This window comes from Rhodococcus sp. T2V, assembly GCF_029269925.1.
Lineage (GTDB): Bacteria > Actinomycetota > Actinomycetes > Mycobacteriales > Mycobacteriaceae > Rhodococcus_F > Rhodococcus_F koreensis.
The window spans coordinates 48,280-63,850 of the sequence record NZ_JARJBD010000009.1; the positions used below are offsets into that span (position 1 = coordinate 48,280).

Here is a 15,571-nt window from a genome sequence, read left to right on the forward strand (position 1 = left end):
CGGGTTCGCGCTCTAGGCTTCGGAACGTGGAATGGCTCAGCGACCTCAGCGTGATCTCCGGGCCTCTGCCCTGGATCCTCACGGGGATCGGCGCGCTCGGCGGCGTGTGGCTGCTCGCCGCCCGCGCCCCCTGGTACCGCACGAAAGCTGTTCCGATCTGCCTGGCCGTGTCGGTGGTCGTCACCGTCGTCCTGTACGTGATGGTCGAAAAGGTTCTCCGGCCGTTCCCCGACCCCATCGAGATGTCCATCTACGTGTGGATCGGTCTGGGGCTCTTCGCGATCTTCCTGCTCGTGCCGCGGATCCGTGCGGGCCGGACAGTGAAAGCCGCCGTCGGGTCGGTCCTCGCGGTCCTCGCCGTGATTCTCGCGTCCGCGACGCAGATCAATTGGGTGTTCGACGCCTATCCCACGGTGGGCACGGCATTCGGGGCGGAGCCGTTCGACCGGGTTCAGATGAACGACCTCGGCAGCTCCACCGAGAACGTCGTGACGGGAACGCCGCTCGACGCGTCGTGGACGGCCCCGCCCGGGATGCCGTCCGAGGGACGGGTCCTGACGGCGGCCGTTCCCGGAACGGAGTCGGGGTTCGCCGCCCGCGACGCCGAGATCTACCTGCCGCCCGCCTACTTCGCCAACCCGCGCCCGCTGCTGCCCGTGCTCGTGATGCTGGCCGGCCAGCCCGGCTCGCCGGAGGACTGGTTCGCCGGAGGCAAGCTCGCCACCACGATGAACGAGTTCGCCGCGAAACACGACGGGCTGGCCCCGATCGTGGTGGTGGCGGACGGCACCGGTTCGCAGATCGCGAACCCCCTGTGCACCGATTCGAAGCTGGGCAACGTGGCCACGTATCTGGCGAAGGACGTTCCGTCGTGGGTGAAGTCGAACCTGCAGGTGAACCCGGACCCCAAGGCGTGGGCCATCGGCGGCCTGTCCTACGGCGGCACCTGCTCGCTGCAGATGGCCACCAACTATCCCGACGTGTATCCGACGTTCCTCGACATCTCGGGTCAGGAGGCGCCCACGCTCGGCGACCACCAGCGCACCCTCGACGACGGCTTCGGCGGTGACGAGGCGGCGTTCAAGAAGGTCAACCCGCTCGACCTGATGGCGGCGAACAAATACCCGGACACGGCCGGGGTCTTCGTGATCGGCAGCGACGACGATGCCTACAAGCCGGGAGCGCAGAAGGTCTATCAGGCCGCGAAGAACGCCGGCATGGACGTGCAGTACGTGGAAGTGCCTGGCGGGCACAGCTTCGCGGTGTGGTCGGCGGGACTGGAGAAGGAAATGCCCTGGCTGGCACAGCGGTTGGGGCTGATCGGTTCGTAGGTACCCGCCACGGCCGGAGAGGGGCGACATGACGGCGGCAGCGCGCGTACTGCGGGTGGGTTCGGCCCTGCCCGACCCGCCGTTCGAGTTCCGGGACGGCGAGGAGCCTGCGGGTTTCGACGTCGAGTTCACCCGGGCGCTCGCGCAGGAACTCGGCCTCGACTGGTCGCTCGTCCCGTACCTGGGCACCGATTTCAACGGCATCTTCGACGCACTGGCGGACGGCGAATTCGACTGCATCGCCTCGGGAACCACCGTGACGCCGGAGCGGCGAACGCGTGCCGATTTCTGCGCCCCGTACCTCGTGTCGGGTCAGTCCCTGGCCGTCGACACGTTCCGGCATCCGGGCGTGCGCGGGGTCGACGACCTGCGCGGCCTGACCGTTGGTGTCCAGCACGGCAACACCAGTCAGCCGATCGTCGATCGCCTGGTCGCGGAGGGCCGCGTGGGCGCGATCCGGGTGTACGCGTACGACCGGATCGGACAGGCCCTCGACGGCCTGTCCTCGGGTGGGTGCGACGCCGTCATGAAACTCGCGCCGGTTCTCACCTGGCTGGTCCGGGACCGCCCGCACGTCGAGGTGGTCGAACGGGGGATTTCCCGGGAGGAGATCGCCGTCGCCGTCCGCACCGGTGATCATGCGCTGCGTGACCGCATCGAGTCGGCGCAGCGTGCTCTGGCCGCGGACGGCACCCTCGACCGGCTGCGGTCGAAGTGGCTCGGGATCGGTGGAACGGACGGTGGCTCGTCATGACACCTGTCGAATAATAGGAACGTGTTCTATATTTGCGGCAACCCTTTGTCTCTCGGCGACTGGAGTGCCCGGCATGTATGAGTGGTCAGATACCGACCTGATGTTCCGCGACGCGATCCGCGGCTTCATCGACAAGGAGATTCGACCGCACGTCGACAAGCTGGAGACCGGCGAGCTGCCTCCGTTCGACATCATCCGCAAGCTCTTCGCCACCTTCGGCCTGGACGAGATGGCCCGGGAGGCGCTCACGAAGTCCCTGGACCGCGAACGCAGCGGCGACGCGGCCTCCGGCGCGAAGGAGGAGAAATCCGGCGGCCTCGGCGGCGCGGGCAGCATGGGCGTCATCATGAATGCCGAACTGGCGGGCGTCAGCCTCGGGCTCGTCGCCTCGCTCGGGGTGAGCCTGGGGCTGGCGGCGGGCACCATCCGCAGTCGCGGGACGCTGGCGCAGAAGGAGCGCTGGCTGCCCGGTCTGGTCACGTTCGAGAAGGTCGGAGCGTGGGCGATCACCGAGCCCGACTCCGGCTCGGACGCGTTCGGCGGCATGAAGTCCTACGTGCGCCGCGACGGCGACGACTACATCCTCAACGGGCAGAAGACGTTCATCACCAACGGTCCCTACGCCGACGTCATCGTGGTCTACGCGAAACTCGACGAGGGGGACTCGTCCGTCGACCGCCGCGACCGGAAGGTCCTCGCCTTCGTCCTCGACGCGGGCATGGAGGGGCTCACCCAGGGGGCGCCGTTCAAGAAGATGGGCATGAACTCCTCGCCCACCGGGGAACTGTTCTTCGACAACGTGCATCTCACCCGCGACCGTCTGCTCGGCGAGACGGAGGACGGCGGCAAGTCGGACGGCAAGTCCAGCGCGAAGGAGAACTTCGCGGCCGAACGGATCGGTATCGCGTCGCTGTCACTCGGCATCATCAACGAGTGCCACCGGCTCTGCGTCGACTACGCCAAGTCCCGCAAGCTGTGGGGCAAGGAGATCGCCCAGTTCCAGCTCGTCCAGCTCAAGCTCGCCGAGATGGAGATCGCGCGCATCAACGTGCAGAACATGGTCTTCAACGCCATCGAGCGCACGGCGGCGGGGGATCGGGTGAGCCTTGCGGAGGCGTCGGCGATGAAGCTCTACTCCTCGCGGGCCGCCACCGAGGTGGCGATGGAGGCGGTGCAGCTGTTCGGCGGCAACGGCTACATGGCCGAGTACCGGGTCGAGCAGCTCGCGCGCGATGCGAAGTCACTGATGATCTACGCCGGCAGCAACGAGATCCAGGTGACGCACATCGCGAAGGGCCTGCTGGCGATGTGAGGCCCCCCGGGAACAAATGTCGTACGGCGTACGTTAGTGGGGTGTCGTCAACGAAAGGACACACCGTGAAGGTCACCGCGAGCGCACTGTCGCTGAACGTCGCAGACCCCGTCGCGTCGGCCGAGTTCGCCAAGTCCCACCTGGGCTTCGTCGAGGAGATGGCCGCCGAGGGCTTCGTGTCGCTGAAGCGTGCGGACGTCGGCTTCAATCTGGTCTTCCTGAAGACCGGACTGGAGACGTTCAAACCCGCGCGGATCGCCGGTGACGCCGGCCAGGGTTTGCTGATCGCATTCGTCGTCGACGGCATCGACGGCGAATACGAGCGGCTGCAGGCGGAGGGCGTCCCGATCGTGACGCCCATCGAAACCGAGCCGTGGGGCGAACGCTACTTCCAGATGAGCGACCCGAACGGGGTGATCATCCAGTTGGTCGAATGGGTGTAGCGGTCACACCGCCGCGAGGAACGGCTCGACGGCCGCGAGCACCTCGGTGCTCGCGGCCACCGCCGTCGAATGGTCGAAACCGGGCAGGATCGTCAGCGACGCACCGGGAATCAGCGCCGCCACCCGCCGGGTGTCGCCGATCCGCTCGGCGTCGTTCGAGCCGACGAACAGCAGGGTGGGGACGGTGATCCTGCGCAGGACGTCGTCGTCGACACCCGGCTCCACACCGGAACGCCGCATGTACGCGGCGAGCGCCTTCGCGTCGTTCGCCATGAACGCCGCCCGCGTCCCGGCGTCGATCGGCCACCCGCGCCGCGCATTCCACTGCCCCAGGAACGCGTCCATACCGTCCCGCTCGAGGACGTCGATGCAGCCCGGGAAGAACAGCCGGTCGAACGCGCCCGCCTGCGGGAGGCTGCTGCCACCGCCGACGATCAGGCTCTCCAGGCGTTCGGGCGCGCCGACCGCCAACGCCAGCGCGACCCGGCCGCCGAGCGAATACCCCAGCACGTGCGCGCTGGGAACCTCCAGGTGGTCGAGGACTGCCAGGACGTCGCCGCTGAGCAGATCCATCGCGTACGCGTCCTCGTCGTGCGGCTTGTCGCTGCGCCCGTGGCCCCGCAGATCGACCAGGATCAGCCGGTACCGATCACGCAGCGCGGCGACGTAACCGAATCCGCGCCAGATCGCGTGGGAGAGAGCCGTGCCGTGGACGAGGACGAGCGGTTCCCCGTCGCCGACGGTCTGGTACGCGATCCGGACGCCGTCGACGGGATTGGTAGCGTGCTGCACCCGCCCAGTCTGCATCACGCGCGTCGCGGCCGACTCCCGGAGTGCACTCGGGCGCACAGGCCGGGGGCGATACTGGTGGCATGCCGATTCCCCCGAATCCCGCGCTCGACCCCGAGGAACTGCTGGCCGTGGCGATCGCCGAGGCCGAACTCGGCAAACGTGAGGGCGGAATCCCGATCGGGGCCGCGCTGTTCGCCGGCGACGGAACCCTGCTCGGCCGCGGCCGCAACCGGCGGGTCCAGCACGGCGACCCGTCCGTCCACGGCGAGACGGACGCCTTCCGCGCCGCCGGGCGTCAGCGTGACTACCGCTCGACGATCATGGTGACCACCCTGTCGCCGTGCTGGTACTGCAGCGGACTGGTCCGGCAGTTCAACATCGGCGCGATCGTCGTGGGGGAGAGCGTCACGTTCACCGGCGGTCACGAATGGCTCCGCGAGAACGGCGTCGACGTCACCGTCCTGCGCGATCAGCACTGCATCGACCTCATGGCCGAATTCATCGAGAGCAGGCCCGCACTCTGGCACGAAGACATCGGCGTCGCCGAATAGGCTTCGCCCGTGCGCCTTCTGGTAGCGGGGGCTACCGGAAAGGCGCACATGGCCGGAGGCCCTCTCCCGTCATCTCCAGCCACCGGGTGACACCGATGTCGTGGAGGAACTGCCGGTCGTGGCTGACCACGATCAGTGCACCGCGGTAACTGCGCAGCGCCTGCGTGAGGTGCGCGAGGCTCGGCAGGTCGAGGTTGTTCGTCGGCTCGTCCATCAGCAGCAGTCGCGGGGCGGGTTCGGCCAGCAGGATGGTCGCGAGGGCGGCCCGCAACCGTTCCCCACCCGACAACGCCGACGCGAGAACATCGGAATCGTTGCCCCGGAACAGGAACCGGGCCAGCTGGGCGCGGATCTGTTCCTGAGACGCGTGCGGCGCCGCCGCGGCCACGTTCTCGGCGACCGTCAGCGACTCGTCGAACACGTCGAGTCGCTGTGGCAGGGCCTTGAACGGCACCCGCGGTCCCGCCGCCACGACGGCGTCGAGCAGGGTCGTCTTCCCGACGCCGTTGCGTCCGACGAGCGCGATCCGCTCGGGACCGACCACGTCCAGCGACACCTGCTGTCCGCTGCGCAGGCTCAGGTCCCGGACGGAGACCACCTCCTGACCCGAGTACACCTCCGTGGCGGGCAGGTCGATGCGCACCTCGCGGTCGTCCCGCAGGGCACTCTCCGCTTCCGTCAGCGATTCCCGCGCCTCGTCGACCTTGGCGATGTGATTGTTCCGCAGCTTTCCCGCTGACTCCTGCGCCTGCCGCTTCCGCAGTCCCATCACGATCTTCGGCTCGCGCTTGTTCTCGAACATCTTCTGCCCGTACCGCTTACGACGGTCGATCTTGATGCGGGCCTCGACGAGTTCCCGCTTCTGCTTCTGCACGTCGCTGCGGGCGTCGCGCACCGCGGCCCGCGCGGCCTCCTGCTCCGCCTCCACGATCTCCTGGTACGCGCTGAAGTTCCCGCCGAACATGCGGATCTCGCCGCCGCGCAGTTCCGCGATGGACGTCATGAGGTCGAGCAGGGCACGGTCGTGGCTGACCACCAGCAGCGTGCCCGGAAACTGTTGCACCACCTCGTAGAGTTTGCCGCGGGACGCGCCGTCGAGGTTGTTGGTGGGCTCGTCGAGTAGTAGCACCTCCGGTTCCCTCAGCAGTTGCGCGGTGAGACCGAGCAGCACGGTCTCGCCACCGGACAGGGTGCCGACGGTCCGGTCGAGGTCGGACGTGCTGCCGAGCACCCGCTCGAGACCGAGCCGGTGCAGGGTCGACACGGCCCGCTCCTCGATGTCCCAGCGGCCGGTCGCGGCATCGAAATCCTCGGGCGTGCCGTCGCCGGACTCGATGCGGTGCAACGCCGCCCGAAGATCGTCGATGCCGAGGATCCGGTCGATCTTCAGCGTGGGGTCGAGCGTGATGTCCTGCGGCAGGTACGCCACCTCGCCCTGCGCCGTCACCGACCCGCGGTCGGGACGCAGGCGCCCGGCGATCAGCCGGAGCAGCGTGGACTTTCCGGAACCGTTGAGACCGACCAGGCCGGTGCGTCCGGGGCCGAAGACGGCGTCGAGGCCGTCGAAGACAGGCTCGCCGTCGGGCCAGGTGAACGTGAGGTCGGACAGAGACAGATATGACTGGGCCATGGGGTACTCCCGAGGTGCGTGCGGATGAAGACTCGCGTGACTACCTCGTCAGGAGCAATGGACCGTTCCCCTCTGTCTGACGCGCCCGGTGCGCATCGGTGACGTTCACGATAGGACGCCACCGATACCCGTGCAATCGAATTAAATCTGGGGACCTTCGGCGCGGAGGTCGTCCACCTTCGCCATGGCTTCACGGAGTTCGGTGAGCCACTGTTCGCTGTGCTGGCCCGCCAGGCGCACCGTCCACATCAGGGCGTCCGACCGCGACCGCGCCACACCGGCGTCGACCAGCGTGTCGAGAACCTTGCGTTCGGGCTGGCGGAGCCGGGTCATCACCGGAACGGCGAGGTGGGTGAACAGCGTCTTGTGGCCGTCGAGGCTGACGCCCCACGCGACCTTGCGCCCGTAGCGCCGTTCGGCCTCGTCGGCGATGCGCATTCGATCGCCCCGGGTGGTTTCGCGGAACCGGGAAATGCGTCCGTCGATCGCGGCCTCCGAATAGGAGTCGGCGGACTCGACGGGCGGCAATTCGCCGACCACCACGATCTCCTCGCGGTCGACCTCGACGGTCGCGGGGCCGGTGAACCAGTCGTCGGGAAGGCGGCCGGCGAACCACTCGGCCGCGTCGCTCGCGTCCGGGACGTCCGCCTGCTGCCATCCACCGGGGCGGCCGAAGCGGCGGGAGCCCGGACCTTGTGCGTTTCTCATGGCGTCCTCCTGGGAGCCGGGTGCCACGATCACTGTGATGCAGCACTGATTACATGATTACACCGATTATTCGAAGCGCGCCACCACGTCAGGCATGATCGAGTCCGTGCGCACCTCAACCGTTCGTCACAGCCCCATCCGTCCCACCCCCACCCGGAAGGCCACCGCCGGAATCGCCGTCCTCGCGACGGTGCTCTCCGCCTGCGGACTCTTCGGACCGGACCAGCCCGACACCGTGTCGCAGCAGTTCGCCGACGCGCTGAACAGCGACGACGTGCAGGCTGCCGCCGCGCTCACCACCGACCCGGCGGCCGCCACCGCCGCGATCACGGCCATGTACGACGGGCTCGGGAACCAGGACGGCACGTACACCCGCACCGACGTGCAGGAGTCGGGCGAGGGCGGCGGAACGTTCACGATGGACGTGTCCTGGCCGTTCGCCCCGGGGCAGGAATGGAAGTACAGCACCACCGGCAACGCCACCAAGGAAGGCGACGACTGGAAGATCGTCTGGGACCCGGCCGTGCTCGCACCCGGACTCACCGACGACACCACCGTCCGGTACACCACCACGACGGGAACACCGCCGAAGGTCCTCGCCGCGAATGGCGCGCCGATCCTCGAGCAACAGGTCGTCACGCTGGTCGACCTCGACCAGGGCGCCGACACGGCGGCGGTCGCGTCGTTGCTGTCGCCCATCGCACCGACCATCACCGCGGCCACGCTCCAGCAGGATCTGGCAGGCGCCCAGGGCAAGCCGGTCACGGCCATCTCGCTGCGGGCCGAGGACCTGGCGCCGATCGAACCGCAGTTGCGGCAACTCGCCGGAGTCACGCTCGCCCCGCAGACCAGGTTGCTCAGCACGGACAAGGCGCTGGCCTCGCCCACCCTGGCCGGGCTCGGCGACCTGTGGCAGCAGGGGCAGGACGCGTCCGCGGGCTGGGCCGTGCAACTGGTCGGTCAGGACGGTTCGGCGAAGACCGTCGCCGGCGAACAGGGCCCCGACGCCCCCGACATCGCGACGACCCTCGACCTCCCGATGCAGATGGCCGCCGAGCGGGCGCTCGCCGACGTGCCGCAGCAGGCCGCGATCGTCGCCCTGCGGCCCTCCACGGGTGAGGTGCTCGCGGTCGCGCAGAACGCCCCCGCCGACGCGCTCGGCCCGATCGCGCTCACCGGCCTCTACCCGCCGGGATCGACGTTCAAGACGGTGACGACGTCCGCCGCGCTGCAGGCCGGTGCCGCCACCCCGGACACCGTCCTGCCCTGCCCCGGCACCGAGAACATCGAGGGCAGGCAGATCCCCAACGACGACGAATTCGACCTCGGCGCGGTCCCGTTGCACACCGCGTTCGCCCGGTCCTGCAACACCACCATGGGACGGCTGGCGGTCGGGTTGCCGCCCGACGCCCTGCAGAAGGCTGCGCTGCAGTTCGGGCTCGGCGTCGACTACGTCACGCCCGGACTGACCACCGTCACCGGCAACGTGCCGATCGCCGACAGTCCCGCCGCCCGGGTCGAGTCCGCGATCGGACAGGGGCAGGTCACTGCGTCGCCGTTCGGCATGGCTATGGTGGCCGCATCGATCGCGGACGGTTCCACGCCGGCGCCGATGATCGTGCGGGGACAACCCGGGACCGCCGACACGACGGCACCCGCCGTGCCCGCGAACGTCACCGCCGACCTCCGGACGATGATGCGCGAAACTGTGACGGGAGGTACCGCTACTGCGCTGCAGGACATTCCGGGGCTGCTCGGAAAAACTGGCACGGCCGAGTCCGGAAGTGGTCCCGCTCACGGCTGGTTCGTCGGAATCAAGGACGACCTAGCATTTGCGGTCTTTGTTGCAACAGGTGACAGTTCGGCCCCTGCTGTGCAGGCTGCGGGGCGTTTTCTTCGATAAACCCGTTCGCGCGTTGCTGTTCGGGGATAAGTTGTGGCTCAACCGTAACTCCTTCGTAGGCAAATGGTGCTTGTTACGCATGTGACTGAAAGCAAGATGGTGGACATGGGGAATGGACGATCGCTTGGCCGCCGTAACCGATACGTGATCGCCCTGACGTCGGCTGTCGTTCTGGCGGTAATTCTGGCGTCGTGCGTGCTGTCGAAAGAGGAGGCGACCGCGCAGTCGGTCGTCGACGACTTCGTCAACGCACTGAACGAGGGCGACGCCGCTGCCGCTGCAGCGCAGACCTCCTATCCCAACGCCGCAGAGACGGCGATTCAGCAGATGTTCGACGGCCTCCATCCCGAGGACGCCAAGTTCGACGTGACCCAGTTCATGGATCTCGGCTCGGATTCCGGCTTCTTCACCGTCGGTGCCGCTTGGCATTTCGGTGAGGGCAAGGATTGGAGCTACCAGGTCCAGGGTGGCGTGCGGAACCTGTCCGTCGGCTGGCGCATCTCCTGGGATCCGTCGATCCTCGCGCCCGACCTGGGCAACGGGCGGGTCGTCCGCTACGACCGGACGGACGCCGCGCCGCCGCGGGTCTTCGACGCACTCGGCGGGCTGCTCATGAACGAGCAGACCATCAACTCGGTCACCCTCGACCCCGCGACGATGCCCGACCCGGTCGCGACCACCCGGCGTCTGGCGGAGGTCCTCGAGCCGGTGGCTCCCCTCGTGACGGCCGACACGATGATGGCGGAGATGGCCGACAAACCCGGCCAGCAGGTCACCGCCGTGCTGCTGCGCGACCAGGACTGGCAATTCCTCGAGGAGGACCTCGCGATCCCCGGTGTGATCACCATCAAGACGCCGAAGCTCATCACATCGGATCGGCGCATCACGACACCGCTGCTGGATCCGCTGCGCAAGGTGTGGCAGGCCAACCGGGACGCGACGGCCGGCTGGGCCGTCCACCTCGTCGACCCCGACGGCACGCTCATCCCGCAGGCCGGTTTCCAGGGCCCGCCCGGGCCGGACATCGTCGCGACGGTGGACTCCCACCTGCAACTGGCAGCAGAGGAAGCCGTGGTCAGCGTCGGAACCCCCGCGGCGATCGTCGCGATCCAGCCGTCCTCCGGCGCCGTGCTCGCTGCCGCGCAGAACAACCAGGCGATGGAGCAGGGGCCGATCGCGTTCCAGGGTCTCTATCCCGCCGGATCGAACCTCGATCTCGTGAAAAGGGCCGCCGGACTGCAGAAGGGCGTCGACCCGTCCTCGCTGTCGATCGAGGACATCGAGAAGGCGGGCAATCAGCTCGGGCTCGGCATGAACTACAACATCCCGGGCCTCGACCATCAGACCGCCGTCTTCACCGCCGACCAGTCGGGCATGAACCAGGTGATGAACCGCAAGGACAGCGACCTGCCCGCCGTGACGCCGTTCGGGATGGCCATGCTGGCCGCGTCGATCGCACGGGGCAGCGCGCCGGCGCCGATGATCGTCCAGGGACAGCCGGGCACCACCGACGTGGCCGCTCAGCCGCTTCCGGCGAACGTCAACGACCAGTTGCGGGGCATGATGCGCGACAACGTGGTGCGGGGCGGTGCGTCGTACCTCAACGGCTACCCGGACCTCATGGGCATGAACGGTGCGAGCGGCGACGACCGCTGGTTCTACGGCTCACGCGGCGACCTGGCCTTCGCGGTCTTCGTCGCCGACGCCGACGGTGGCGACCGCGCGGTGAAGATGACCGACATGCTCTTCCGTGAAATGGCGAAGCCGGCGAACTGACCACGACGGGGACCGTCCGCGCTGAGGGGCGGACCGTCCCCGCTGAGGGAGTAAGTGAGCAAGGGTAAGTTTCTACCTTGTGTCCCTGCTTGATATCGGTCTTCTCGTCGTAGCGGGGTTCTTCGCGGGACTGGTCGGGTTCGTCACCGGCCTGGCGTCCATCGTGTCGTATCCCGCACTCCTCGCCGTCGGTCTGCCGCCGGTGACCGCCAACGTCACCAACACGGTCGCGATGGTGGCGGTCGGCGTCGGCGCGCTGTCCAACTCGACGCGGGAGGTCGCCGACACCGGTCCCAAGCTGTGGCGGTGGGCGCTGTACTCGGCGGCGGGCGGCCTGGTCGGCGCGGGAATCCTGCTGCTGGCGCCCGCGGGGTCGTTCGAGGCGATCGTCCCGTTCATGGTCGCGTTCGCCGCGCTGGCGCTTCTATTGCAACCCCGGCTGCGTGCGCTGGCCGGCGGGCGGGACATGCCCCGCACCTACGCGGTGTCACTGTTCGTCGTCGCCATCTACGGCGGGTACTTCGGTGCGGGCGCCGGTGTCATCTTCCTGGCGATCGCCCTGATCCTCACCTCGGAGAAGATCTGGCGCGCGACCATCCTGAAGAGCTTTCTCCTCGGCGTCGCGAACCTCGTCGCCGCGATCGGGTTCGCGGCCTTCGGCCCCGTCCACTGGGGCGCCGCCGCCGCGATGGCGATCGGCGCCCTGGCCGGTGGCTGGTGCGGCCCACCCGTGGTCAGGCGGATACCACCGTCCATCCTCCGCGTCGTCATCGCGATGGCGGGTTTCGGTTTGGCCGTGTGGTTGTGGGTGCGCTGAGACCGTTTCTCAGCGCAGCGGATTTTAGTGCACGCCCTTCATCAGACGTTTGATCCACGGCGCCCCGATGGCGAGGAGCACGCCCACGGCGATCGAGCCGAGCCCGACCGCGGTGAAGTACGGGACCTCGTTGTTCTCGTCGTAGTACTTGGCCAGCGTGCCCGCCATCGCGGTGCCCAGGGCGACGGACAGGAAGAACAACGCCACCATCTGGGTGTGGAACGCCTCGGGCGCCAGCTTGGTCGACAGCGACAGTCCCACCGGCGACAGCAGCAGTTCCGCGAACGTGAACAGCAGGAGGATGCCGGCCAGGCCCAGCAGCGGTGCGCTGTTGGCGCCGCCACCCGACATCGGGATGAACGCCAGGAACGCGAGACCCATGATGATGGTGCCTGCCGCGAACTTGATCGGCGACGACGGCTGACGGGGGCCGAGTTTCGTCCACGCGGCAGCGAAGACACCCGCGAAGATGATGATGAAGACCGGGTTGATGGACTGCACCCACGACGGCGGGAAGTCCCAGCCGAACAGGTTGCGGTCGAGTCGCTTGTCCGAATACACGGCCACGGTGGTGAACTGCTGCTGGAACAGCGACCAGAACACGGCGCTGGCGATGAACATCGGGATGAACGCGTAGACGCGGCTGCGCTCGACGGCCGTGATGCGATGGCTCGACAACATGATCGCGAAGTAGCCGATCGCCGCAACGATGGTGAGGCCGACCACGATGTCCGACATGTTGGCCGCGGTGATCACCCCGGTCAGGGACAGGGTCGCAATCACCACGATCGCGGCGGCGCCGATCGCGATCCACTTGGGCCGCTGGGTGCGGGGGAGGGGATTGGGCGGTTCCGCCCCGATGCCCCGGAGGCGCTTGCGGCCGAGTGTGTACTGGATCAATCCGAGCGCCATACCGATCGCGGCGAGCGCGAAGCCGGCATGGAAGCCGATGGCGTCCTGCGCCCAGCCCGTCAGCAGTGGGCCGACGAGCGCGCCGATGTTGATGCCCATGTAGAAGATGGAGAATCCGGCGTCGCGGCGCTCGTCGTGCTCGTCGTACAGATCCCCGACCAGGGACGTGGCGTTGGCCTTGAGCCCACCGCTGCCGAACGCGACACAGACCAGACCGATGCCCACACCCCACAGACCCGGGAACACCGCCAGGGCGATGTGGCCGAGCATGACGAGGATGGCGCTGTAGAACAGGGTTCGCTCGGAGCCGAGGAGCCGGTCGGCGATCCACGCGCCGAGAATGGTGGACAGATACACCGTGCCGCCGTAGGCGCCGACGATGCTGGTCGCGGACGATTCGGCGATTCCGAGGCCACCTTCGGAGGCCGAATAGTAGAGGTAATAGATCAGGATGCCCTGCATCCCGTAGAAGGAGAATCGCTCCCACATCTCGACGCCGAACAGGTTCGCGAGGGCGAACGGCTGGCCGAAGAAACCGCGGTCGGACCGCCGCTCGTCCCGGGCCGGATCGATGGTGTCACTCATGGGAAAACTGTCTCACCTCGAGCGGCAGTTCGTGTGCCGTCGGGGCGGATTCGCCGGTATCAGGTGGTGGCGCGGGCCTTCGTCACGATCTTCGCGACGGCGCGCCAGCCGAGGAGGAACACGGCGAGAACGGTGCCCGCCACGATGATGAAACTGAACGCCGTGCCCTGGCCGCTCACGACGCGTAACAGCATGCCGACCACGAGCGTCGACAGCCAGACCACGATGCCCGTCGGGACGATGAGGAACGCGTCGAACTTGTCGCGGTAGAGCGCGACAGTCGCGAGCCAGCCGACCGCCAGACCGGACAGGAACGGCCAGGCCGTGGTCGCCAGGCCCGTCAGGGCGTTGGCTTCGTCGTGACTGCGGCGGCCGATGGCGCAGAACACGATGACGAGGACGACGTCCAGGGCGAGCGCGGGGAGGTACTTCTTCACACGGCCAGCCTAGAGGTGGTGCCGTCGCGGTGTTCCGCCCGATCGGTTCAGCGACCCGGCACGTGAGCGGCAAAGCGTGTCCGGGGACGTTTTCTCACTCACGTGGGGGGAGGCAGGCGCGCGCGGCGGCGAGCACGGTGGCCCCGGCCGCGTCGAGCGGTTCGGTGCTGCGGAGCGCGCGGGCGAGCACGAACGCGCCCTCCAGGCTGGTGACGAACCCCAGGATCAGGCGCCTCGCATCGGCCTCGCCGAACCCGCGGGCCCGCAGCAGCGCGCTGCCGGAGTCGATCCAGCTCGTGAACACGTCCGCCGTGGCGACGCGGAGCACCTCGTTGGTGCTCGCGACCTCGAGTGCGACCGTGGCGATGGGGCAGGCGTCCGCGTAATCGGTGGCCACCAGGGTCTCGCCGGCCAGCCGGAACCCGACCTCGATGCCCTCGAGGATGTCGGGATGGGCGTCGAGGATGGAGAACACCAGCCGCGCGTACTCCTCGCCCGACGTGCGGATGACCTCCTCGCCGAGCTGTTGCTTTCCGCCCGGGAAGAAGTGGTAGATCGACCCGAACGGCGCGCGGGCCTCCGTCGCGACCTGCTTGAGTCCGGTCCCGGTGTAGCCGTTGCGGCGGAAGAGGTCGCTGCTGGTGCCGAGGATCCGGGCCTTGGTGTCGTTCACTTTTCTGCCTCCGGCCGTTGCGCTCGGTGCGCACCCCATCGTAACCTGAGTCTCAGTAGAACGATCTATCAAGTGGAGTGAGCGCCATGAAGCAGATCGAACTCTCCGCAGGCACCGTCGAGTACGACGACACCGGAGGAGACGGCCCCGTCCTCGTGTTCGTCTCCGGCCTGACCATCGACGGCACCGTGTGGCGGCACGTGGTCGAGCGACTCGTCCCGGACTTCCGCTGCATTCTCCCCACTCTCCCGCTCGGCGCGCACCGCATCCCGATGCGCGCCGACGCCGACCTCTCGTTGCGCGGTCTCGGTCTGCTCATCGGTGAGTTCCTCGAGAAACTCGACCTGACGGACGTCACGCTCGTGCAGAACGACTGGGGCGGCGCGCAGGTGCTGATCGCGCTCGGCGACACGAGCCGCGTCGGGGCCCTCGTCCTCACGCCGTGCGAGGCGTTCGACAACTACCCACCGGGAATTCCCGGTCGCGCGATCGGTCTCGCGGTGGCAGTCCCCGGTGGCCTCGCCCTGACCATGCAGGCGCTGCGATTCCGGGCGATGCGCCGGGCTCCCGCGGCGTGGGGATGGATGAGCAAGCGTCCGGTACCGAAACCGGTGATGGACGGCTGGTTCCGCCCCGCGACCACCGATCGCCGGGTACGCCGGGACCTGCGCAAGTACACGACGTCGCTTCCGTCCAAGTCGACGCTGCGCGAATGGGCGGAGGCGAACCGGAACTTCGACCGGCCGGTCCTCGTGCTGTGGGCGGTCGAGGACAAGGTGATGCCCCGCGACCACGGCCGGCGACTGGCCGAGCTGTACCCGCACGCCCGACTGCGGGAGGTCGAGGACAGCTACACGTTGATGCCCGAGGACCGCCCGGACGTGGTCGCGGAGGCGATCCGAGCCTTTGCGGCTTCGCCACCCGTGAGTACTTCTTAACCGCCCGAC

15 protein-coding genes are annotated in these 15,571 nt (G+C 68.2%); 9 read left to right on the forward strand and 6 right to left on the reverse strand.

Annotated elements, in window-relative coordinates; translation table 11 throughout:
- The first annotated feature begins 26 nt into the window (after window positions 1–26).
- From P3H15_RS10545 to P3H15_RS10560, 4 genes are all read left to right on the forward strand, one after another.
- Window positions 27–1,331: an esterase family protein gene (locus P3H15_RS10545; RefSeq protein WP_276137184.1), complete on the forward strand. Its 1,305-nt coding sequence runs from the start codon at window positions 27–29 to the stop codon at window positions 1,329–1,331.
- Window positions 1,332–1,359: 28 nt separating this feature from the next.
- Window positions 1,360–2,085, forward strand: coding sequence for an ABC transporter substrate-binding protein (locus tag P3H15_RS10550; protein ID WP_276137185.1), 726 nt, complete (start codon window positions 1,360–1,362; stop codon window positions 2,083–2,085).
- Window positions 2,086–2,158: 73 nt separating this feature from the next.
- Window positions 2,159–3,397 (forward strand): acyl-CoA dehydrogenase family protein, encoded by a 1,239-nt coding sequence (locus P3H15_RS10555; RefSeq protein WP_276137186.1) that lies wholly within the window; start codon window positions 2,159–2,161, stop codon window positions 3,395–3,397.
- A gap of 65 nt (window positions 3,398–3,462) precedes the next feature.
- Window positions 3,463–3,840 carry a VOC family protein gene (locus P3H15_RS10560; RefSeq protein ID WP_276137187.1) on the forward strand — a complete coding sequence of 126 codons (378 nt, stop codon included), beginning with the start codon at window positions 3,463–3,465 and terminating at the stop codon, window positions 3,838–3,840.
- Between the two features lie 3 nt (window positions 3,841–3,843).
- Here P3H15_RS10560 and P3H15_RS10565 read toward each other — a convergent pair whose 3' ends face one another.
- Window positions 3,844–4,647, reverse strand: coding sequence for an alpha/beta fold hydrolase (locus P3H15_RS10565; RefSeq protein WP_276137290.1), 804 nt, complete (start codon window positions 4,645–4,647; stop codon window positions 3,844–3,846).
- A gap of 65 nt (window positions 4,648–4,712) precedes the next feature.
- Between P3H15_RS10565 and P3H15_RS10570 the strand changes: the two genes are divergently transcribed.
- Window positions 4,713–5,183, forward strand: a complete 471-nt coding sequence (locus P3H15_RS10570) for a nucleoside deaminase (RefSeq protein ID WP_124395234.1) — start codon at window positions 4,713–4,715, stop codon at window positions 5,181–5,183.
- A 31-nt stretch (window positions 5,184–5,214) separates the two neighbouring features.
- Here the strand turns inward: P3H15_RS10570 and P3H15_RS10575 are convergent, their stop codons facing one another.
- Both P3H15_RS10575 and P3H15_RS10580 read right to left on the reverse strand, forming a co-directional pair.
- On the reverse strand, window positions 5,215–6,813 hold the full coding sequence (locus P3H15_RS10575) for an ABC-F family ATP-binding cassette domain-containing protein (protein ID WP_276137188.1): 1,599 nt from the start codon (window positions 6,811–6,813) through the stop codon (window positions 5,215–5,217).
- A 141-nt stretch (window positions 6,814–6,954) separates the two neighbouring features.
- Window positions 6,955–7,521, reverse strand: coding sequence for a hypothetical protein (locus tag P3H15_RS10580; RefSeq protein WP_276137189.1), 567 nt, complete (start codon window positions 7,519–7,521; stop codon window positions 6,955–6,957).
- Between the two features lie 94 nt (window positions 7,522–7,615).
- On the opposite strand from P3H15_RS10580, the gene P3H15_RS10585 reads away from it, so the two are divergent.
- The 3 genes from P3H15_RS10585 (at window position 7,616) to P3H15_RS10595 (ending at window position 12,017) form a co-directional block, all read left to right on the forward strand.
- Window positions 7,616–9,424 (forward strand): penicillin-binding transpeptidase domain-containing protein, encoded by a 1,809-nt coding sequence (locus tag P3H15_RS10585; protein WP_276137190.1) that lies wholly within the window; start codon window positions 7,616–7,618, stop codon window positions 9,422–9,424.
- 96 nt (window positions 9,425–9,520) lie between these two features.
- Complete coding sequence (locus P3H15_RS10590; protein WP_276137291.1) at window positions 9,521–11,200, forward strand: NTF2-like N-terminal transpeptidase domain-containing protein; 1,680 nt, start codon at window positions 9,521–9,523, stop codon at window positions 11,198–11,200.
- A 79-nt stretch (window positions 11,201–11,279) separates the two neighbouring features.
- A complete protein-coding gene (locus tag P3H15_RS10595) occupies window positions 11,280–12,017 on the forward strand; it encodes a sulfite exporter TauE/SafE family protein (RefSeq protein ID WP_276137191.1) in 738 nt (245 codons plus the stop codon).
- A gap of 24 nt (window positions 12,018–12,041) precedes the next feature.
- Here the strand turns inward: P3H15_RS10595 and P3H15_RS10600 are convergent, their stop codons facing one another.
- The 3 genes from P3H15_RS10600 to P3H15_RS10610 form a co-directional block, all read right to left on the reverse strand.
- Window positions 12,042–13,514 carry a peptide MFS transporter gene (locus P3H15_RS10600; protein ID WP_276137192.1) on the reverse strand — a complete coding sequence of 491 codons (1,473 nt, stop codon included), beginning with the start codon at window positions 13,512–13,514 and terminating at the stop codon, window positions 12,042–12,044.
- A gap of 59 nt (window positions 13,515–13,573) precedes the next feature.
- Window positions 13,574–13,951 (reverse strand): DUF3054 domain-containing protein, encoded by a 378-nt coding sequence (locus tag P3H15_RS10605; RefSeq protein WP_072947544.1) that lies wholly within the window; start codon window positions 13,949–13,951, stop codon window positions 13,574–13,576.
- A gap of 94 nt (window positions 13,952–14,045) precedes the next feature.
- Entirely contained in the window at window positions 14,046–14,624 is a 579-nt protein-coding gene (locus P3H15_RS10610; RefSeq protein WP_276137193.1) for a TetR/AcrR family transcriptional regulator, read from the reverse strand.
- A gap of 86 nt (window positions 14,625–14,710) precedes the next feature.
- Here P3H15_RS10610 and P3H15_RS10615 point away from each other — a divergent pair, with 86 nt between their 5' ends.
- Complete coding sequence (locus tag P3H15_RS10615) at window positions 14,711–15,562, forward strand: alpha/beta fold hydrolase (protein ID WP_276137194.1); 852 nt, start codon at window positions 14,711–14,713, stop codon at window positions 15,560–15,562.
- Window positions 15,563–15,571: the final 9 nt, after the last annotated feature.